At 50.1% G+C, this 21,842-nt stretch carries 16 protein-coding genes; 6 read left to right on the top strand and 10 right to left on the bottom strand.

Annotated elements, in window-relative coordinates:
* Positions 1–62 precede the first annotated feature (62 nt).
* From Q4526_RS09015 to Q4526_RS08995, 5 genes are all read left to right on the top strand, one after another.
* A complete protein-coding gene (locus Q4526_RS09015; protein ID WP_215976737.1) occupies positions 63–2,864 on the top strand; it encodes a TonB-dependent receptor in 2,802 nt (933 codons plus the stop codon).
* Between the two features lie 263 nt (positions 2,865–3,127).
* On the top strand, positions 3,128–5,899 hold the full coding sequence (locus Q4526_RS09010) for a TonB-dependent receptor (protein WP_215976736.1): 2,772 nt from the start codon (positions 3,128–3,130) through the stop codon (positions 5,897–5,899).
* Between the two features lie 101 nt (positions 5,900–6,000).
* On the top strand, positions 6,001–7,554 hold the full coding sequence (locus Q4526_RS09005; RefSeq protein ID WP_215976735.1) for a tryptophan halogenase family protein: 1,554 nt from the start codon (positions 6,001–6,003) through the stop codon (positions 7,552–7,554).
* A 20-nt stretch (positions 7,555–7,574) separates the two neighbouring features.
* A complete protein-coding gene (locus Q4526_RS09000) occupies positions 7,575–8,291 on the top strand; it encodes a SapC family protein (RefSeq protein WP_215976734.1) in 717 nt (238 codons plus the stop codon).
* Entirely contained in the window at positions 8,288–9,301 is a 1,014-nt protein-coding gene (locus tag Q4526_RS08995; RefSeq protein ID WP_215976733.1) for an SMP-30/gluconolactonase/LRE family protein, read from the top strand. Before Q4526_RS09000 ends, Q4526_RS08995 begins: the two co-directional genes overlap by 4 nt.
* A 36-nt stretch (positions 9,302–9,337) precedes the next feature.
* On the opposite strand, the gene Q4526_RS08990 is transcribed toward Q4526_RS08995, so the two are convergent.
* Positions 9,338–10,390: an aldose epimerase family protein gene (locus tag Q4526_RS08990; RefSeq protein ID WP_215976732.1), complete on the bottom strand. Its 1,053-nt coding sequence runs from the start codon at positions 10,388–10,390 to the stop codon at positions 9,338–9,340.
* A 599-nt stretch (positions 10,391–10,989) separates the two neighbouring features.
* Between Q4526_RS08990 and Q4526_RS08985 the strand changes: the two genes are divergently transcribed.
* Positions 10,990–12,093 carry a family 43 glycosylhydrolase gene (locus Q4526_RS08985; RefSeq protein WP_215976731.1) on the top strand — a complete coding sequence of 368 codons (1,104 nt, stop codon included), beginning with the start codon at positions 10,990–10,992 and terminating at the stop codon, positions 12,091–12,093.
* A 99-nt stretch (positions 12,094–12,192) separates the two neighbouring features.
* Here Q4526_RS08985 and galK read toward each other — a convergent pair whose 3' ends face one another.
* The 9 genes from galK to Q4526_RS08940 form a co-directional block, all read right to left on the bottom strand.
* Complete coding sequence (gene galK, locus Q4526_RS08980) at positions 12,193–13,341, bottom strand: galactokinase (RefSeq protein WP_215976730.1); 1,149 nt, start codon at positions 13,339–13,341, stop codon at positions 12,193–12,195.
* Position 13,342: 1 nt separating this feature from the next.
* Positions 13,343–14,377 carry a UDP-glucose--hexose-1-phosphate uridylyltransferase gene (locus Q4526_RS08975; protein ID WP_215976729.1) on the bottom strand — a complete coding sequence of 345 codons (1,035 nt, stop codon included), beginning with the start codon at positions 14,375–14,377 and terminating at the stop codon, positions 13,343–13,345.
* 20 nt (positions 14,378–14,397) lie between these two features.
* Entirely contained in the window at positions 14,398–15,441 is a 1,044-nt protein-coding gene (gene galE / locus Q4526_RS08970) for a UDP-glucose 4-epimerase GalE (protein ID WP_215976728.1), read from the bottom strand.
* A 94-nt stretch (positions 15,442–15,535) separates the two neighbouring features.
* Entirely contained in the window at positions 15,536–16,183 is a 648-nt protein-coding gene (locus tag Q4526_RS08965) for a 2-dehydro-3-deoxy-6-phosphogalactonate aldolase (RefSeq protein WP_215976727.1), read from the bottom strand.
* A 4-nt stretch (positions 16,184–16,187) separates the two neighbouring features.
* Positions 16,188–17,069: a 2-dehydro-3-deoxygalactonokinase gene (locus Q4526_RS08960; protein WP_215976726.1), complete on the bottom strand. Its 882-nt coding sequence runs from the start codon at positions 17,067–17,069 to the stop codon at positions 16,188–16,190.
* A 69-nt stretch (positions 17,070–17,138) separates the two neighbouring features.
* On the bottom strand, positions 17,139–18,572 hold the full coding sequence (locus tag Q4526_RS08955) for an aldehyde dehydrogenase (protein WP_215976725.1): 1,434 nt from the start codon (positions 18,570–18,572) through the stop codon (positions 17,139–17,141).
* Positions 18,565–19,722: a mandelate racemase/muconate lactonizing enzyme family protein gene (locus tag Q4526_RS08950; protein ID WP_215976724.1), complete on the bottom strand. Its 1,158-nt coding sequence runs from the start codon at positions 19,720–19,722 to the stop codon at positions 18,565–18,567. Before Q4526_RS08950 ends, Q4526_RS08955 begins: the two co-directional genes overlap by 8 nt.
* A 107-nt stretch (positions 19,723–19,829) precedes the next feature.
* Positions 19,830–20,861, bottom strand: coding sequence for an SMP-30/gluconolactonase/LRE family protein (locus tag Q4526_RS08945; protein WP_215976723.1), 1,032 nt, complete (start codon positions 20,859–20,861; stop codon positions 19,830–19,832).
* A gap of 12 nt (positions 20,862–20,873) precedes the next feature.
* Positions 20,874–21,833, bottom strand: a complete 960-nt coding sequence (locus Q4526_RS08940) for a family 16 glycosylhydrolase (RefSeq protein ID WP_215976722.1) — start codon at positions 21,831–21,833, stop codon at positions 20,874–20,876.
* Between the last annotated feature and the right edge of the window lie 9 nt (positions 21,834–21,842).

Below are 21,842 nucleotides of genomic sequence, written 5' to 3'. Positions count from 1 at the left end.
ATATTTCTAGTAGACCTAATTCTAACTAAGAACCCTTATCAGCACTTAAAGGAGAGCTGTAGATGAGTACACCTATACACTTTAAACTGACGGCACTGTCAGCCGCACTTTTGTCACTGACAACAAGTACGAGCTGGGCACAAGAAGAAATGGCTCTAATCGACGAAGTAATCGTTATCGGTATCCGCCGCTCGCTAACGGACGCGATGGATATTAAACGCGATGCCAATGGCGTTGTCGAAGCGATCTCTGCCGAGGATATTGGTAAGTTTCCTGATACCAACTTAGCTGAATCTATGCAGCGATTAACTGGTGTATCCATCGACCGTTCAAATAACGAAGGTAATGAAATTACCGTGCGCGGTTTTGGCCCCACGTTTAACCTGGTAACACTTAACGGTCGGCAAATGCCCACCTCGGCAGCTCTTAATTCCGAAGGAGTGAACCGCAGCTTTAATTTTAAGGAAATCGCTGCCGAAAGTGTCTCTGGCGTCAAGGTTTACAAATCTAACCGCGCGGATCTTACCTCCGGCGGCATCGGAGCCACCATCGATATCCAAACTGCTCGCCCATTTGACAATGACGGTTTTACCGCCGCGGCCAGTGTGAAAGGTATAATGGACAACAGTAATAAAGAAGGTGATGACATAACCCCTGAAGCCTCGGGCATGATCAGCACCACTTTCTTTGACGACATGTTTGGCGTACTGGTAGCCGGCTCGTACTCTGAACGCGACAGCCAGAGTCAGCGGGTAGGTAGCCAAGGTTGGATTCAAGGCTTGGGTTCGGCCGATACCAGTGCGATTGACACCGAGCAAAATCCCGCCCGTTTTTACTGGGCCCCCAACACTTTTGAGGTAGAAGTGGCCAATCACTACCGCACCCGTGAAAACGGTCAGGTAGTGCTGCAATTTGCCCCTACCGACTCGCTCACCGCCTCGCTGGATTACGTGATGTCCAACTATGAAGAAGACATCGACATGAACCGCACCAGCTACTGGTTCGATAATCCCCAAAGCGTTACAGACAGCAACGGCACTGCCATCGAGATTCGTAATCCCGGCGATCAACTTAACTTCTGGGCTTGGGACTACCACTTCCGCACAGAGAATGAATCACTGGGTTTAAACATAGAATGGGACGTAAGCGACGCCTTAACGCTTAAATTTGATGCGCACGATTCCACATCTCACTCACAGCCAGACGGCCAACCCGCTGAAACCCTAACCAGCCTGAATACTCCCATCGACTGGTACGCCTTACCTCCAGTTGGTCTGGTAGACATTGGTGCCGACCTAAACGGTACCGAGCTGCCTAGCCTTATCTACGACGACTCCACTCTGCTTAGCCAAACCGGCGCTGATGCATTTGATAAAAGCAATGTATCTGCGGGTCTATACCAGCAACGCGGGTATGAAGTTGACAACAATATCGAGCAATTTCAACTAGCCGGAACTTGGAGTATCGACACTGAAAACGGCCATCGCAGTATCGAAGTGGGTGTTGAAAACACCCTATACGATGTCAACTCTTATCACACCGCCGACGTTAACAACGGCCTTCAGGTTGACATCAGCGATCTAGAAGTTAACTTTTACCCCCGTGGGGATTTTGGTGAGCATCTCGACGGGCCGGAAAACCTCTTTCCCGAATTGGTTGATTACAGTGCCGATGAGCTACTAGCCCTTATTGCTGATCAAGATCAGCTAATTCAATCACCCGCTCAGCACAGCCACATTGAGGAAGATACCTTTGCCGCCTATATTGCGTTAAATATCGACACCTTTCTTATGCAGCTGCCTGTGACGATCAATGCTGGCTTACGCTATGAAGACACCACAGTAATCGGCAATGCCACACAAGCTGGTATCGATGCCATACAGTACACCAACACAGGTGCACTCACTCCCGTTTACAGTGATGCCACCACCACCTACAACCAAGAGCACAGCTACACACATACACTACCCAACCTTGATGTGAAAATCGATTTATCGTCAGACTGGGTGGCACGGGTTTCCTACAGTGAAGCACTGGCTAGGGCGGATTTATCTGGTCTGTTTCCTTCGATCAACATATCCAGCGCCCGTCCCGGAGGCCCCTACTACGCCAATCAAGGCAACACTCAGCTGTCGCCCTATGAAGCGCAAACCTTCGATCTATCGCTAGAATGGTACTATGCCTCAGGTAGCTATTTATCGGCCGGTTATTTTGATAAAAAAGTGGATAACTTTCTTACCGCTTACCAAATACCCACTGAGATTCTCGATGTGAATGGCGAGCCGTTGCGCGATCCAAGTATCAACCCACGTCCAGGCTGCCCTGACACCACCAACACAGCCTGCTTATCGCAGCCGCAGGATCCCATCATCAATTGGGCCGCGATCACCCCAACCAATGCCGACAGCACCTCAGTCAATGGCCTCGAGCTAAACCTGCAACACATGTTTGGCAGTAGTGGTTTTGGCGTTATAGCCAATGCGACTATCGTAGATAGCGATGCTAAATACGACGTCAATTCATACAGCCAAAGTATTGTACTGCCCGGTCTAAGCGACTCGGCCAACCTGGTCGGCTTTTATGAAAATAATGGCCTACAGTTACGTATAACTTACAACTGGCGCGATGAATTCCTACTCAGTACCGGTCAGCATCAAAGTGGTACCGAGCCCACCTTCACCGAAGAATATGGTCAAGTTGACATTAACGCCAGTTATGACATCAATGATGCCATTACGGTATTTATTGAAGGACTCAACGTTGGTGAAGCAACTATTAGACGGCATGGACGCTATAGCGAACAGCTGATTGATGCCGAAGAGTATGGATCTCGCTACAGCCTTGGTATACGCGCCAAGTTCTAGTTTCAACCCTTATCCGCAGGGCAGTTATCACTGCCCTGCTCCCTTTCTGGCAAAGCAGTAAAATCTACATGAAAATGGCATATTGTTGACAATATTATGTTGACACTAAGCCTCTAGAGATAGATGATAACCATAGCTGTGAAACCGTATGTCCCAGCAACACACTCTTCACGAGAGCACGGGGCCGGCGGGAGCCCGACAGTTACAACTGCCGAGCTTTGCTACATTAATACAATAATTATCCAAAACAAGGGAGAGCTTTAATGGCTAAACTCGCACGATTTAACCTAAGCACACTATCGGCTGCAATATTGGCCGCATCAAGTTTCAACGTATCAGCTCAGGGCAACGACGCCGATCTGCTAGAAGAAGTGGTGGTTACCGGCATCCGTGGATCTTTGACCGAAGCGATGGACATCAAACGCGAAGCCAGCGGTGTCGTAGAGGCAATCTCTGCCGAAGATATCGGCAAATTCCCCGACACCAACCTCGCCGAATCGTTACAGCGCGTTACAGGTGTCTCTATTGATCGCTCAAACAACGAAGGAAACCAGGTTACCGTGCGCGGTTTCGGTCCTTCGTTTAACCTGGTCACCATGAATGGGCGCCAGATGCCCAACTCTACTGCCCTTGATTCTGACGGCGTTAACCGCAGCTTTAACTTTAAAGAAATTGCGGCTGAAAGCGTCTCTGGCGTTGAAGTTTACAAATCTGGCCAGGCTGACATCAGCTCTGGCGGCATTGGCGCCACCATCAACATTAAAACTGCCCGACCCTTTGACCACGACGGCTTTACCATGGCCGGCAGCGTAAAAGGGATGATGGATTCCAGTAACGAAGAAGGTGATGATGTAACACCTGAAGTATCAGCCATGGTTAGCACCACCTTCCTGGATGATATGTTCGGCTTATTGGTTTCTGGGTCGTACGCCGAACGCAACAGCCAAAGTCAACGCGTAGGCACTCAGGCTTGGGTTCGCAATTTGGGCAGCGCTGATACAGATGACAACTTTTGGGCACCATATACGTTTGATGCGGATGTAGCCAACCATTACCGCACACGCGAAAACGCCCAGGTTGTATTGCAATTTGCTCCGATGGATAGCCTGACGGCGACCCTTGATTACGTCATGTCGAACTACGAAGAAAATATCGACATGAACCGCACCAGTTACTGGTTTGATAACCCCGAAAGCATCACCGATGCCAATGGTACCGCCACCCAAATTCGCAACCCCAACGACGAACTAAACTTCTGGGCATGGGATTATCATTACCTGACCGAGAACGAATCCATTGGCCTAAATGTTGCCTGGGATGTGACCGACAACTTAACCTTGACATTTGATGCTCACGATTCAACTTCGCACTCCCAACCTGATGGGGAACAATCGGAAACCATCGCCAACCTGAAAAACCCGCGCCTTGATGGTGTTGGCATGGTAGACATAGGTGCCGACCTAAACGGTACTGGTCTTCCAACAATCATTTACGATGATTCGGATCTGGTAGCCGAAACTGGTGCAGACGCTTACGATCCAAACAATATTGTTACTGACCTGTTCCAAAAACGCGGCAACGAAGTTGAAAATAACATTAAGCAATATAAAATTGCCGGTGAATGGGATAACGCCAACAGTGGTGCCTTACGCACCATTCATTTTGGTGTAGAAAGCACCGAGTACAATGTCGATGCACTCAATACCGCCACTTTTGGTTTTGTTAATGCAGATATCTCGGGTCTCGACCTTGAATTTTACGAACTAGGTGATTTTGGTAGTGACCTTGGCGACACCAGTGGCTTGTTCCCTTACTTAGTCGATTACAACGCGGCAGAATTCATCGACATTATTGATGCACAAGGCGACTTTTTCGTTAATCCGCCCACAATCAATCGCGTTAAAGAAGAGACTGTTGCCGCCTATTTAGCGTTTGATTTAGAAACTGAATTTAACAACCTACCAATCACTATCAATGCCGGTGTTCGTTATGAAGACACCGACACCGAGGGTACCTCGGTTCAAAACGGTATTATCGCTCTCAATTACCGCAACACCGAAGAGCTACAGGTAATCTACGACAACAACCCATCGGATCAGACCCTAGAAGGCGGTTACACCCGATTCCTACCTAACCTGGACGTAAAAGTCGAGCTTAGCGAAGACTGGGTGGCTCGTGCCAGCTACAGCAAAACCTTGTCGCGTCCGGATATTTCGGCAATGTTCCCCGCCACGCAAATCAGCGTTGCACGCCCCAATGGCCCATTTAATGCCACACAGGGTAACCCTGGACTACTACCCTACGAGTCAGAAAATATCGACTTGTCGGTTGAGTGGTACTACGCCGAAGGTAGCTATGCCTCAGTGGGCTACTTCAAGAAATATGTGGATAACTTCATCGGCTCGACCGTCGAAAAACGCGAGATTTTGGATGTAAACGGTGAACCTCTGCGCGACTCAAGTGTCAATGCCCGCCCAGGTTGCCCCGATGCCGGAGCCACACCTAACCCTGCCTGCCTGTCACAATCAGGTGACCCCGTCGTAACTTGGGATGTCGGTACACCCGGAAACCTGGAGAGCACCGAAGTTGACGGCTGGGAGGTAAATCTGCAGCATATGTTTGGCGAAAGCGGCTTTGGTGCAATTGCTAATGCCACTTTGGTAAACGCTGACGTTGAATATGACATCACCTCTTTCGATCAAACTCTAGCACTGACCGGTTTGAGCGATTCGGCTAACCTGATCGGGTTCTATGAAAAAGGCGGTTTCCAGATTCGTCTGGCTTACAACTGGCGCGATGACTTCCTGTTGAGCACTGGACAGCCGCAGAACTTCAATGAACCGACATTTACCGAAGCCTATGGCCAATGGGATTTGAACGCCAGCTACGACATTAACGACAACGTCTCGGTATTTATCGAAGGTCTTAACATCACCGATGAAACCACCCGTCGCCACGGTCGCTACGCTGAGCAACTGTTAAGTGCTGAACAGTTTGGTTCGCGTTATACCATGGGCGTTCGCGCCAAGTTCTAAGCGAGTTTTTTCAACTCCATAGAACGACCCAAAAGGCCGGTACCCAGTACCGGCCTTTTGTTTTATGATTGATTCACAATAACTACCCTAGCGACTAGCAAATGCAACAACCTATCCAATCTATCGTTATCGTCGGAGGCGGCACAGCCGGTTGGCTATGTGCTGGTGTTATTGCCGCACGTGTTCAAGCGACGCAAGCAAACCCTATTGCCATAACCTTAATTGAATCTCCCAACATACCAACCGTAGGGGTGGGCGAAGGCACTTGGCCTACCATGCGCAACACCCTGAAGAAAATGGGCATTCGAGAAACTGATTTTATCCGCGAATGCCAGGTCTCTTTTAAACAGGGCGCTAAGTTTTCCCGTTGGCACACAGGAAAAACCGACGATGAGTATTATCATCCACTGATTCTCCCGCAAGGCTTCAATCGCATGAATTTAGCGCCTCATTGGCTAACACAACAAAATGGAGCAAGTTTCTCACAAACCGTATGTCCGCAGGATGTCTTGTGTGAGAATTCTCTGGCACCAAAATTAATTACTACTCCCGAGTATCAGGGGCTGGCGAATTACGCCTATCACCTGGATGCCGGCGCTTTCGCCGATTTTCTGAAACGTCACTGTACTCAAACACTGGGGGTCCGCCATATTCTCGATGATGTCGCCTCATTAAAAGACTCAGAAAATGGGGATATTTGCGCGCTACACACAGAAAACACCGGCGAAATTTCAGCCGATTTATTTATTGACTGCACTGGTTTTAAATCTAAATTGATTGGTGAGCACTACCAGGTACCATTCAAATCCTGCGAAGATGTACTTTTTGCCAATACCGCTCTCGCGGTTCATCTCCCTTACCACCACGCTGAAGATGAGATTGCCTCGCATACTATTTCTACCGCGCAAAGTGCCGGTTGGATTTGGGACATTGGCCTGCCCACCCGTCGAGGCGTTGGGCATGTATTCTCCAGCCGCTATACGAACCGGGATAACGCCTATCGGGAGCTGGAACGCTATGCCGCCCAAAGTGGACACAATCTAGACAGTTTAAACGTTCGTGAAATTCCTATTACCCCAGGACACCGCGAAAAATTTTGGGTAAATAACTGCGTGGCCGTGGGCTTATCGGCGGGCTTTCTTGAGCCTTTAGAGGCCTCGGCTCTGGTACTTGTGGAAATATCGGCAGAATTTATCGCCAGTCAACTGCCCGCTAATCGCGCGGCGATGAACTCTATTGCCAATCGCTTTAATCGCACTTTCCGTTATCGCTGGGATCGTATTATCGATTTTCTAAAGCTGCACTATATGCTCAACGAGCGCAATGACAGTGAGTTCTGGATCGACAATCGAGATAAAGCAAGCATTCCTGACAGCCTGCAAGAGCTTTTAGATCTATGGCGCTATCAACCACCTTGGGATAATGATTTCGACCACGCCACTGAAGTGTTCCCCGCCGCAAGCTATCAATATGTGTTATACGGCATGGGCTTTAAAACCGAACCTCATCCGGCCGGATTACATGAACAACAACAACGGATGGCTGCACAAGAATTTGCTAAAAATCAACAAATCACCCATAAGCTTTGTACTGCACTGCCCAGCAATCGTGAGTTGTTGAAAAAAATCCATCAATACGGCATGGCGCCGGTATAGTAATATCAAAGGAGGCTTTAATGGCCAACCTAGTACCCCTCGATAAAAGCCAACACAGCGACATTAAAATTATTACTGAACGCGGCGCAAAATATGGCGAAAATATTCACTTAGCACCGATTATTGCCACCGAGCTTAGAAGCTTAGTGCTCGATTACCCTTGCGCCCTGATGAAGGATGAACAAACCGGCCGCTTTGGCCTTTATTCTTTACTGGGGTTTAACAGCGGTGAAAATCTTTTTCTGCAAGGAAATCAATGGCGCGCCTCTTATATTCCTCTCCATATGCGCCGCCAGCCGTTTGTCTCGGTTCCCAATCAAGAGGATCAAAATCGTGGTCAGTTATTAATCGATATGGATAGCACCCGTATCAGTACTGACAGCGGTGAGTCCTTATTTAACAGTGACGGCTCCACTACCGAATATATGCAACACATTCAACAGCTGCTAGGCTCACTCATGTCCGGCATGCAGGCCTCGCATACCTTTATTGAAAACCTCTCCGAACAGGCACTATTAGAACCCATCAAATTCGATGTAGCGTTTGCCAATGGTGATAAACAAACCTATCAAGGCATGTACACCATCAATGAAGATAAACTAGCTAACCTTACTGGAAAGAATCTGCAGCTTTTCCATGAGCGTGGCTATTTAAATGCCGCCCATTACTTACTGGCCTCTCTGGGTCATATCCGTAAATTGGTCGACTGGAAAAACACCCTGGAGGCAAGCCAATGAAACGTCTATTGATAGTGGCACTCGCCGGGCTACTCACAGCCTGCAGTACCACCCCTAAACAAACAGCACCCGTTACTATCGAGAAATACACCGATATCAGTATCTACGATAGCCAGGCGCTGGAGTTCATCAACCCAAAGGCTCAAGTTGAAGTGCTGGCTACCGGTTACGCCTGGACAGAGGGCCCGCTCTGGATCGATGAAGGATTCTTGCTGTTTTCTGATATCCCCAACAATACCATTGAGAAATACACGCCCGGAGAAGGTGTCGAGCTCTATTTGCAACCCTCTGGCGGTACAGGCTTATACCCCGACGATGACCAGGGCGGTTCTAATGGCCTGCTTTTATCCGAAAAAGGAGAGCTTATCGCCCTACAGCAGGGTGACAGACGCATCGCGGCAATGGACGCCCCTTTGCAGGCACCAACGCCCGATTTCATTCCTTTAACCGATCATTACCAGGGTAAACGACTCAATAGCCCCAATGACGGGGTGATTGCGTCCGATGGACGTTTGTACTTTACCGATCCGCCCTACGGGCTTGCTAAAGGTGACGACGACCCTCGTCGTGAACTGGACTTTAATGGAGTATTTGCTCTGGAGCCTACCGGAGAATTGGTGCTGCTAGATGATCAGGTAAAAGCGCCCAACGGTATTGCTTTAAGTCGTGATGAAAAAACATTGTTTGTCGCCGTTTCGGACAAAGATAACCCCCAATGGCTGGCCTACGATATTACTGCCGAGGGCGAATTGGCCAATAAACGCGTCTTTTTTGATTCACGTCAAGTGGAAAACCCGGGGCCTGGAGTGCCAGACGGCATGGCCGTACATAGCGAAGGCATTATTTTTGCGACAGGGCCCGGCGGAGTTTGGATGTTTACGGAGAAAGCCAAACTACTTGCCATTATCCACACCGGACGCCTAACCGCTAATTGTACACTCGACACGAAACAGAAAAATCTCTACATCACCGCTCACGATGCATTGCTGAAAGTGAAACTTAAACCTTAAACAAGCGGGCCCCTGTACAAGGGGCCTCTATTTCACTTACACCAAGAAGCGATAACAAGTCGTTTCGCGATACTGTTCACCCGGCTGAACGACCACCGAGGGGAAGCCCGGCTGATTCACTGCATCAGGAAAGCCCTGGCACTCTAAGCACACCGCGCCATAGCGTGGGAATGACTGAAGTGATGCCGCAGCATCGTCTTGCAAGTAGTTAGCGGTATACACCTGCACCCCAGGTTGGGTAGAAAACACCTCCATAGCTCGGCCAGTATCGGGATCGCGCAATAAAGCCACCTTGGCCAAATCGTTTGGCGCCTCTCGGCGCACAACAAAGTTATGATCGACACCGCCTGCGGCCACAACCTCAGGTGCACCTGAGGTCACCACTTCTCCCAAAGAACGTGTGTAACTAAAGTCCAGCGAGCTACCGCCCATAGGCAATAACGTCCCGGTAGGAATTCCAGTTGAATTTATGGGGGTATAGCTGTCTGCAAAAAGCGTCAACTCATGGCCATTGATGTCGCCGCCCGAGACACCCTGTAAATTGAAATAGCTATGTTGGGTAAGATTCACCGGTGTTGCGGCCTTCTCGCACCCAGCACTATATTCGATTCGCAGCTCATTATCTTCTGTCAGGCTGTACACCACTTCTAGAGTCAACTCGCCGGGGTAACCTTGGTCACCATCTTCACTAACAAGGGTGAGACGCAACTGTTGAGAGCTCTCTTGCTCGCAGAACCGCCCCTGCCAAAGCTTTTTATCGTAACCGTCGTTGCCGCCGTGAAGATGATTGGGGCCATTATTTACATCGAGCTGATAGCGCTTCCCCCCAAGCTCAAACACTCCCGCATCGATACGGTTAGCAACACGCCCCACCACAGCGCCTAAATAGGAACTGCCTTTTAAATACCCCTCTAAGTTGTCATAACCAAGAACAAGGTTGATATTATTACCCTGCTCATCCGGTACATATATACCAGTGATAGTGGCGCCATAATCGATGATGGTAACGGCTATATTCTGTGAATTACGTAAAGTGTACTCATAGACAGCTGAACCACAGGGTAAATGGCCATAAAGTGTTTTTCTCATTTCGTGTCTCGTTGTTCAAAAGAGCATTTAACATTATAGCGACCACTGCCCAACATAAATACTGCCCATAAAAAAAGGCCACAGTTCGCTGCGAACTGTGGCCTAACGAAGTGTGCTCACGTAATAAGCAAAGCATCTGAGCTCAATCAATGACTGCCTATAATAGAGCCAATTACTCAGTCATTGACCGGTAGCAACAGAGCGCGTAAAAGCCAAGTGCCCAAAACTTTTGCACGCCGTTTAAGTAACTACCCCATTAGTGTGCAAAATTATGACTCGCGTGTCAACAGTATATTGTATACAATAAGATATATTTTATGGATTTTGAGATGGCGGTGACCCAGGCCACCGAAAACAACAAATGCGCACTGGAACTTCCAGCTCCAGCAATAACTAATTGCAACAAAGTTATGCTGTCGATGAGCACCGTGACGCTATTTATCTGGCACTCTTGGTAGCCATCTACAAAGGAAAGTACCAAACACACAATTGCCTATGCCAGCAGGCATGCGCTCAGGAGCCATGGCACTTTAAGGCTATAATCCTAAATATGAATTTCGCGCACTATGCCGACGACAAGATAATTAGCAGGATTTATTATGACCAATACACAACCACAGTTAAGCAAAGCCAGTTTGCGCGCCATTGAGCGAGGCTACGACAACACCAACGCCGACTGGGTGTATGAGTTTGATATCGAGCCTTTAGGTGGCGACTTTGCCTACCAGGAGGGCGTCATCCGTCGCGACCCCAGCGCCGTGATTAAAGTCGGCGATACCCTGCATGTGTACTACACCAAAGGCGAGGGTGAAACCGTTGGCTTTGGCAGCGACAACCCCAACGATAAAGTCTTCCCCTGGGATAAAACTGAAGTCTGGCACGCCAGCTCAAAAGATGGTTACCACTGGACAGAAGAAGGCCCTGCAGTAGTGCCAGGCGAAGCCGGCCGCTACGACGATCGCGCCTGCTTTACCCCCGAGGTACTGGAGCACGAAGGCCGTTACTACCTAGTGTATCAAGTAGTGCAGGCGCCCTATCTAAACCGCAGCAAAGAGCATATTGCCATCGCCCACAGCGATTCGCCCTACGGCCCCTGGATCAAGTCTGATGCGCCCATCTTAAGCCCTGCCGACAACGGCGTGTGGGATGGCGACGAGGACAACCGCTTTCATGTTAAAGAGCGCGGCGACTTTGACAGCCACAAAGTACACGACCCTTGCCTGATGTTTTTTAAAGGCCAGTTCTACCTGTATTACAAAGGCGAGATCATGGGCGAAGGCATGAACTTTGGCGGCCGCGAAATCAAACACGGCGTTGCCATTGCCGACAACATTTTAGGCCCCTACACCAAGTCGCCGTTAAACCCGGTAACCAACAGCGGTCACGAGGTTGCCGTCTGGCACTACAACGACGGCATAGCCTGCATCCTGACCACCGACGGCCCCGAAAAAAACACCTGCCAGTGGGCCAACGACGGCGTCAACTTTGACATTATGTCGCACATTAAAGGGGCTCCCGAGGCCATGGGCATGTACCGCAAGCCCGGCTACGAAAAATCCGACGACGCTATGGCCGGTATCGAGTGGGGCCTGTGCCACAAGTACGATGCCAGCTGGAACTGGAACTTCATTTGTCAGTACAAAGCACGACGTCAAATATTGGATGCTGGCACCTTCCAGCAAACCGGTGGCTCGGGCGTATAAGCCCGAGCTAACCACACAAAAAAGCCAGCAAGTATGCTGGCTTTTTTGTGTCTGGCTTATAACGCAACGGCCTGCACCGCGTTGGCGGTGTAGGCTTAATTACGAGTAGAGCACCCGCGCGCCGTCTTTTGCTTTGCAGTGATACACGTTGGGCTCTTTGGCAAACTTCTCGGCGTATTTTGCTTTAACATCTGCCTCAATCGCCTGCGCTTTATCGTTGGGCACCAAAGCCACCACACAGCCACCAAAGCCGCCACCGGTCATGCGCACACCGCCATCGTTATCCAGCTGAGCGTCAACCGTCTCTACGATAAAATCGATCTCGGGGACGGTAATCTCAAAGTCGTCGCGCATAGAGATATGCGAATCGCGCATGGTTTGATACACCGTGGGCAAGTCGCCGGTTTTTAGGGCACTGGCGCAGCGCTGGGTACGATCATTTTCAGTTAATATGTGACGCGCACGGCGGTAGGCCAGCTCGTCCAGCTGCTCGCGCTTTTGCTCTAACATATCCAGGGTGGCATCCCGCAGGATGCTCACACCCAACGCTTGGGCGGCGCGTTCGCAGTCGGCGCGACGATCATTGTATTCACTGCCCACTAGGTTGCGCTCAACCCGCGAGTCGATAATCAGAATATCCAGCGCTTCAGGGATAGATACCAGATCAAACGACAGATCGCGGCAATCGAGTAGCAGCGCGTGACCTTCTTTGCCGCCAGCCGAGGCCAGCTGATCCATAATGCCGCAACTACAGCCGGCAAAATCATTCTCGGCCGACTGTGCCACCCGGGCTATATCACTCACGCTGAGGCCTAAGCCATTAATTTCACTCAACGCCTTGGCGAACGCCACCGACAGTGAGGCCGAGGAGCTAAGCCCAGCGCCACGAGGAACATTACCTTCAATGTAAACATCTAAGCCTTTTAAGCTATGCCCCTGCGCCAACAAAATAGCGCACACACCGCGCAAATAGTTAGACCACAAGCAATTTTCATCAGTCTCAATATCCGCGCTTAGAGTCCACTGGTTATACTCGTCTTCAAAGTTTCCAGCGCAAACACGCATTACATTGTCGTCGCGTACAGAGGTGGCAATATAAGTACCAAACTCCAGTGCACAGGGAAAAACAAAACCGTCGTTATAATCCGTGTGCTCGCCAATTAAGTTTACCCGGCCTGGGGCAAAGTAAACGCCTGAAGCGTTCTTACTATAAATCGATAAGAACCGATCGGATATCTGTTGCTGCATGCTATTGATTCTCTAAGTAATGCATCGTACTGCAGGCGCGTAAACGTTCGGCAGCCTGCTCGGGGGTGATGTCACGCTGGGCTTCAGCCAGCATTTCGTAACCCACCATAAATTTCTTTACACTGGCACTGCGCAGCAGTGGCGGGAAGAAACTGGCGTGCAACTGCCAGTGGTCGTTCGCCTCGCCATTAAACGGCTGGGCACGCCAGCCCATAGAGTACGGAAAACTGCACTGAAACAGGTTGTCGTAACGCGTAAGGGCCAGCTTTAAAATACTGGCAAGCGCCTGTTGCTGCCCGGGGTTTACATCGGTAAAGGTTTTGGCCGCAAAGCGCGGTAGTAAAATCACCTCAAACGGCCAGCAAGCCCAAAACGGCACCAGCACTGCCCAGTGCTCGTTTACCTCAACCACGCGCTCGCCTTTGGCAATTTCTTTTTCTACATAGTCCAGCAATAAGTTGCTACCGTGGCGCTGGTAGTAACTTTTTAAATTCCGATCGATTTTTTCCGCCTCGGTAGGCAGAGTATCCTGCGCCCAAATTTGGCCGTGCGGGTGAGGGTTAGAGCAACCCATCACCGCGCCTTTATTTTCAAATACCTGTACCCACTGGTAGCGCTCGCCCAGCTCGATCATTTGCTCGCGCCAGGTATCGATCACTCCACCGATCTCCGCCTCGCTCAGCTGCGGCAAGCTTTTACTGTGATCAGGTGAAAAACAAATAACCCGCGCCTCGCCTTTAGCGGCCTGATAACGGAACAGCTCATCGTCCGAGCTTTCGTCGTCGTTATCCGCCTGCAGCGCCGGAAAATCGTTTTGAAAAACAAACGTGCCTTTATAGTCTGGGTTCACATCACCGGTAATACGGGTATTGCCCGGACACAGGTAGCACTTTTCATCGTAGCTGACCGCACCGCTTGGCTGGGGCGCCTCTTGCTGGCCCTGCCAGGGGCGCTTGCCCCGGTGCGGAGATACTAAAATCCACTCGCCCAACAGCGGGTTAAAGCGGCGATGACTTTTATCGTTTAATACGCTCATGAGATCTCTCGTGTACAGGACTAGCTTTGACGGTAGCCGTTGGGGTTATTACTTTGCCAGCGCCAGGTATCGACCATCATGCGCTCGATATCGTATTGCGCTTTCCAGCCCAGCTCGCGCTCGGCCAGATCGGTTTTAGCGTAGCAGCGGGCAATATCGCCGGCACGGCGCGGCGCCATTTTGTAGGGGATTTCTTTACCGCAGGCCTTGGCAAACGCGTTCACCACCTCAAGCACCGAATAGCCATTGCCGGTACCCAGGTTGTAAACGCGGCAACCGGCGTCTTGCTGCTGTTGTTTTTGCAGCGCCGCCACATGGCCGCGAGCCAAATCCACCACGTGGATGTAATCGCGCACGCCGGTGCCATCGGGGGTGTCGTAATCGTCGCCAAATACTTGCAACGCGGACAACTTGCCAACCCCCACCTGAGCGATGTAGGGCACCAGGTTATTGGGAATACCCAGCGGGTCTTCACCAATCAGGCCCGACTCGTGGGCACCCACCGGGTTAAAGTAGCGCAGCAGGCTGGTGTTCCACCGGGCCTCGGGGGCACGCGACATATCTTGCAGAATCTCTTCGACCATTAACTTGGTGCGACCATAGGGGTTAGTGGCGCCGATGGGGAAATTCTCGTCGATGGGCACGCTGGCCGGATCGCCATACACGGTGGCGGAGGAGCTAAAGATCACCTTCCACACATCGTGCGCCGCCATCGACTCAAACAATGTCAGCGAGCCACTGACATTGTTTTGGTAGTACGACAGAGGGATGGTATTTGACTCACCCACGGCTTTAAGGCCGGCAAAGTGCATCACCGCATCAATATTATGGGCGGCAAAGATTTTATCCAGCGCGGCGCGATCACGGATATCCTCTACACACAGCACCGGGCGCACACCGGTAATCGTCTCGATGCGCTCCATCACCTCACGGTTGCTGTTGCATAGGTTATCGACCACAATCGGGGTAAATCCCGCGTGAATCAGCTCGACACAGACATGGCTGCCGATATAGCCGGCACCCCCGGTCACCAAAACCGAATTCTTGGCGCTACCCTCAGACATAACTCACCCCCCCCTTATTGTATATTGTATACAATATACCCAATTTGAAACAAGATTACAATCCCTCACAGATTACCCAAGCTTTCTTAATCGGTTATGGCAATAACCTGGTGAGGTGGTCAAAGGTCTCAACCAAAGATCGCGCCCGGCTGGCCAATTCAGATATATCAATATCTGGCTCATACAACGACGATCCAATACCAAAACCCACTGCGCCGGCCTGTAAATAAGGCGCCATGGTAGAACCTTCCTCTGAAATCCCACCTACCGGAAAACAGTGGGTCCCCGCAGGCAAAACCGACATTAGGGCTTTGAAGTTGACCGCCCCCATTTGCGTCACTGGAAAGAGTTTAAGCCCCTGAGCACCTTCTGCAAGAGCAGCAAACGCTTCAGTCGGAGTAATCACCCCCGGAAGACATATACAATCAGCGGCCACTGCTTTTTTTACCACTTTTGGGTTGAAATTCGGGGTAACTATCAACTTCGCACCCGTGGCAACAACCGCTTCTAATTCAACCTCGGTGGTGACAGTACCCGCCCCGACTAAATAAGAATCGCCGAAACATCCTACCAACCGTGATATACTAACAAGGGCATTAGGGCTATTTAACGGTACCTCAATAATACTAATACCTGCATCAATTAGTGTCTGAGCAACACTCACCACCGAGTCTTCGGTAACGCCGCGCAATATCGCAATTAAGGGTCGCTCGTTCGGTTTCAAAAAATCTGGGGTTTTCATAAACTTAAGACTCACTAATGGCTTTCATACCCGTTAAAAAACACTCGGCCCCTGAGTGCAGGGTCGCTCCAATACCTAGGTGTTCACAGGCTGTAAGGTAACGCTCACCAATGACATCATCACAAACAATGGCACAAGTGGAGACGGGAAAATCGCGCAGCTCATTGCCAATAAGTACTCCGCTAATGTAATCGAGAGTCTCCTCGTCAGTCAGCCTGCCACCCAAGCGATTAGTCCAAGCGCCAAATAAACTATTACCCAGCTTCGAACTCTGCGCGCCTTTATCCAAGCCGCGACAAAAAGCCTGCGGATACTTGCCTGCCGTTGAGCTGTTTAGCCCGTAACCCAACAACATATGCTGCGTAACAACAGCATATAGCTCTCCTGTGGGATGGGTAGAAAACCGACCAATGGCTCCATCATTAATTTCTACATGTTTATTATGGGTGCCGGGTAACATGGCATAGGCATTCGGCTTCGCTAATATCTGCATCAAACCAATCAATTGCACCTCTTCACCGCGCATAACATCGAAGTTATCGCTGCCGCTACAAGATACCCCGGGAATTATTCGAACCGAACGCGCCCAGTTCACGTCTAAGCTTTTGGAATGAGTTGCCAGCTGGTCACTGCGCGCAGGAGAGGGGACATACGCGACTTCATACCAACCACGGCGCGAGCCGACCATACCGGCAAGCCAAATATCACAATCGGCTAAGATCGCCCCCCACGGTGACAGTAATTCACGAAGCTTTGCCTCAAAAGCTCCCTGCTCCAATCTTAATACTCCCAGCTCTGCGTGTATATTGCCCTGCAGATGTCCGGATTCGTTTAACAAATAAGCGCGACAATTAGATGAACCCCAATCGACTAAGATTTTTGTCATACCAACCCCCAAAATAAAAAAACGCCGAACCGAGCCTATCGATTCGGCGAAAGAACACCGTAAGAGAGCCTACTGGTGAATCAAAATAGAAACGCGTTTTAAGGTTAAATACTCTTCTAAACTGTACTTAGAGCAATCTTTACCCACACCACTTTGCTTTAAGCCGCCATGGGGCAACTGCACACTGTAGTGAGCACTGTTGATACAAACACTACCTGCCTGAATCTCGTTAGCGGCGCGCATGGCGTTGTTTAGGTTTTGGGTATAAACATACGCTGCCAGACCAAACGGGTTATCGTTAGCCAAGGCAACCGGATCCTGACTGTCGTCATATTTCATAACTGGCAGCACCGGGCCGAAAATTTCATCACAGGCAATCGGCATGCTCGCGGTAACGTCGGCCAATACGGTAGGCTCCATATAATAGCCTTCGTTGTTGTCCGCAGGAATCTTGCCGCCAGTCATCAGACGGGCACCCTGCTCTTGCGCGCTCTTTACAGAGTCAAGAATGCGATCGCGCGCTTCAGCCGAAATGATTGGCCCCATCAATGGACCTTCACCTGAACCACTACCGAGCTTAAACGTTTGCACTCGATCGACAGCTTTGGTTAGAAACTCATCATAAACACTCACGTGCACATAGCAGCGGTTGGGGGATACACATACCTGACCACTATTACCCAGTTTTAGATCGACAATATCAGCAACGGCTTTATCGATATCTGCATCCGGGTAGACGACGACAGGCGCGTTGCCACCCAGCTCAACCGAAAACTTCTTCACACTGGTGCTGGCTGTGCGCATAGCATTCACCCCCGACTTGGTGGAGCCGATCATGGTGAACATCGAGGTCACATCGCTGGTCAGCAGCGGATCGGTCACATCAAAGCGGTCGCCAGTTATCACATTAACCACTCCGGCCGGAATACCAGCCTCTTGTGCCAACTCAGCACAACGCAAACTGGCAAGAGGGGTCAACTGAGATGGTTTAACAATTACCGAACAACCAGCAGCTAGCGCCGGACCTAACTTGTAACCCAAGTTCAGCAAGGGAAAGTTCCAAGCCAGATAACCCACGACTACGCCCAAAGGCTGGCGGGATACATAATGCAAAAATTCGCCGCTGGGGTCGGTAATGGTGGGCTGGTCGGTGCGCTTCGACTCTTCAACAAAAAAGCGCAGGCAGGTGGTCAACATACCAAAATCATAATCGGCATTGTCCGCTGGCTTACCGGTTTCTTCGATAAGCAGGTCTATAATCTCTGCTTTACTCGCTTCGAGTAAATCTGCAAATCGCAAGATGATTTCGCTGCGCTCAGCTAAGGATTTACCCGACCAGACGATGAAACCCTCGTGCGCCACCTTAAGTGACAAGGCAACTTGATCTGGTTCAATTTGCGGCACCTGACCGACAACCTTGCCAGTAGCAGGATTGTAAACGTCAATTTTATCAGCGGTATCGTGAAACTCGCCGCCAATCAACATACGCAGAGCTTTAGACATTACTGGTCTCCGTCATCGTAACGACATAATCAGAAAGTTTAGTGGTGTCAATTTCCACCCCAAGTCCCGGGGCGTCGGGCACGATAGCCGCGCCGTTTTCCACCCGAACCTGTTGTTTGTAAAGTTCATCGCGCAGCGGATTCTCGGTGCGATCGTACTCTAACCACAAACGCTTTTCTTCGGCCCGCCCCGGCTCTGGGTAGGCACTGGCCAGAAAGTGCGTGGCCGCCGCCAAGTTGAGCTGTGTACCCCACACATGGGGCAGGCAATTGATTCCGTGGGCCGAGGCCAATGTGCGGATTTTTAATGCCTCGCTGGGCCCCCCACAATAAGCGAGATCGGGCTGCACCAATTGCACTCCACCCGCCTCGATCAAACGTTGAAAACCGAAACGAGTCTGTTCACATTCGCCCGTCGCAATAGCGATGTCCAGTTTGTTGTGCAGCTGTCGGAACAGCCCCACGTGCTCGGGGGAAAGCGGCTCTTCAAACCAACGATAATCGTGTTCATCTAAGAGACGCCCAATTTCAATCGCCTCGGGCAAGTCAAAGCCGTGGTTGGAATCTGCCATTAATTCGGTATTAGGCAAGGCCTCACGTAGAGCAACGATAAACTTCTTATCAAAGGCGAGATTTTTCCCGACCTTAATTTTCATCGCCTCAAACCCCTGAGCGGCGTAGCCACGAGCTTCTTCCACCAAATCTGGCAGCAACTCCTCTTCAGGCATGTCAGTGTAATACATCCCCGTAGCGTAACAATGCACTTTATCGCGCAGACGCCCCCCCATAAGAGTGCTTACGCTCTGACCCAGCAGCTTGCCTTTCAGGTCCCACAGCGCCATATCAATACCACTCATAGCCGACATCATGACCCCACCACGGGCAAAATCCAGTGACGATCGCCACATATGTTGCCAAATGGCATCGGTTTCTATGGGGTTTCTTCCCAAAATCCGCGATGCGTAAAACTTCTCGACACACCCCTGGATCACATCGGCCGGCCCGTAACACTCGCCCCAGCCGCTGGCACCCGTGCTGTCTATGATCTCAACAACCAGTACGTTTCTCTGGTCGTAAAACCACTGTGAGAAGCCAAAGGGCTTATCCAGATGACAGCGCAGATGGTAGGTTTTGATGGCTTGAATTGACATATATAAATACTTCTTAATTGCGGCCTGATATGGCTATTTTTAATAGTACCTATTTAAACATAGTATGTTTAAATTTGCCACAAGTGATTGCAGACAATATCCAAACCCTAGTTCAGAGGGATAGTGCTAATGGTGTAAGGCTTTGTATGAGCACTATTGCGAACCCCCTCTCCTTTCATCAAATCAAAATTTGAAATCAACAACTGGTCGCCAAAAACCATTAGGTCAGCCGGCTGATCAATTGCACCATCTGCGCCCTGATTGTCCGGGTAGTCGGCAATTAAACTCACTTTTGCATCGGGGGAGATCCGGTAAACTTGATTCAGTAGAAAGCCCGCCACATAAAGATTACCCGCAGTGTCAATGCTGATACCGTCCAACCCCACTTCGGACGACAATTCAGCAAACACCGAGCTCTGCAATACCTCACCCGCTTCGGACAAGATCAAGCGGTAGACTTTGCCATCACCAAAATTTGTCAGGTACAAAGCCCCCTGATCGTCAAAGACCAGCCCATCTAAGCCAAACTGGCGCTTAGGATTGGCTGTAGTGTCGTAAAAAATAAGCTCTGAATCACTCAAATCACTGGCAATTTCTAAACCCCGAGCCTCAGTCGGAATACGATACAAGCCACTCACCATATCGCCAGAGGTGGCTTTAGGCATCTGCAGCTGAGTGACATATAAAAAGCCGTCGCGATAACGCAAACCGTTGGGGGAAGAAAAGCCTTTAGCAACTATCTGTGACCCTACTATCTGACCGTTTTGAAACTGCACTTTCAAAATATTGCCATTGCCGCCAGCTTCGTTGTTAGCAATATATAAATTTCCCGACTCGTCAAAAGCCATTCCCATAGGTTGTGCGGTCGTCACCAAGCCGGGCACCTGACCCAGATCTTCCACCTCGCCGTCTGATGACAATCGCAGCAGGGTGCCTGGCTGTGTTTTGCTGGCAAAGTTGGGGCAAGATAAAAGCACATCGCCCTGGGCCGTTGCCACCAAAGCATCGGGGGTAGGACAAGTATCTGGCAAGCTAGCGAACAAACGTCCAGGTGTCAGATTTTCTATATCAGGTAATGTGGCACACCCCAGCAGCAGAGTGGTCATAAATATTGAAGCTAAATACATTAACATTCTCATCGTCACATCCTTTTAATCAGCTTTTTGCCAAACACGAACGTATTCCACTTCAAAATCAACCACCCCATCGTGCTTTTTGTCGGCTGGACTATTGCGTTCAAGATCGTCTTTACTCGAGGGAACGCCATGCCAAGGGAAGGTTTCTTGATCTAACCATAATGCAATGGGCTTGGTGGCCACATAACCATGTTCAACACCGCGGTTTTCTTTAGCCCAGGCATCCACCGCCTCGGCTGGCACGTCGCTAAACAGCTTTCCATCGATATAATACTTTACCCCAGTTTCATCCCATTCAAAGCCGTAAACATGAAAATCATCCGCCACACGAAAACCTAAATCTTTGTGCTCAGTGTAGGTTGGTTTACCGCGCACAGGCTTATTCCAATCGCGAATAGACCACCACAACTGGCTATCTAGGTGCTCTTTCTCACCGACGGGATGTGCACCGAAAAGCTCAAAGAAATCCACTTCTAACCTCTCACCCATTGCCCAGAAAGCACTGGAGATTTGCGCATCGGCCGCTTTGCTTTTTATTTCAATGTAGCCGTATTTAAATTCACGTCGAGCAATAATACAGGCCGTGGTAATATTCTCGTAGGGTAATGCATCGCCAAACACCGGCTGGTGAACCTCTTGCTCAAATGGAAAATCTGGCTCCCAACGGGTTTCTAAAATAAGCTTGCCGTCTTCAAGGCGATAATTACGGCCAGAGAACTGCGATGGTGCCCGCCCCTTCCAAACCTTTTTTTCAGGTTTATCTGGATGTACGTATACGGGTTTTCCGTCTTTAAACTTACCCACTACATACCAGCGGTCTTCGTCCAAAACCGCCGCATCAAATTCGTCACTAACTGCCTCATTTAGGTGCCAGCCCGCCGAGTTTTCAGGGTCTGACAAAGGAAGCGGATTGGCAGCCGAAACAGTACTCGAACTCAATATCAACAAGCCAGCTATTGATAGTATTTGTTTCATTGATGCACC

It is taken from the genome of Gilvimarinus sp. 2_MG-2023 (assembly GCF_030547685.1).
Lineage (GTDB): Bacteria > Pseudomonadota > Gammaproteobacteria > Pseudomonadales > Cellvibrionaceae > Gilvimarinus.
Note: the sequence above shows the minus strand (reverse complement) of the source record. Positions and strands in the feature narration are given on the sequence as shown.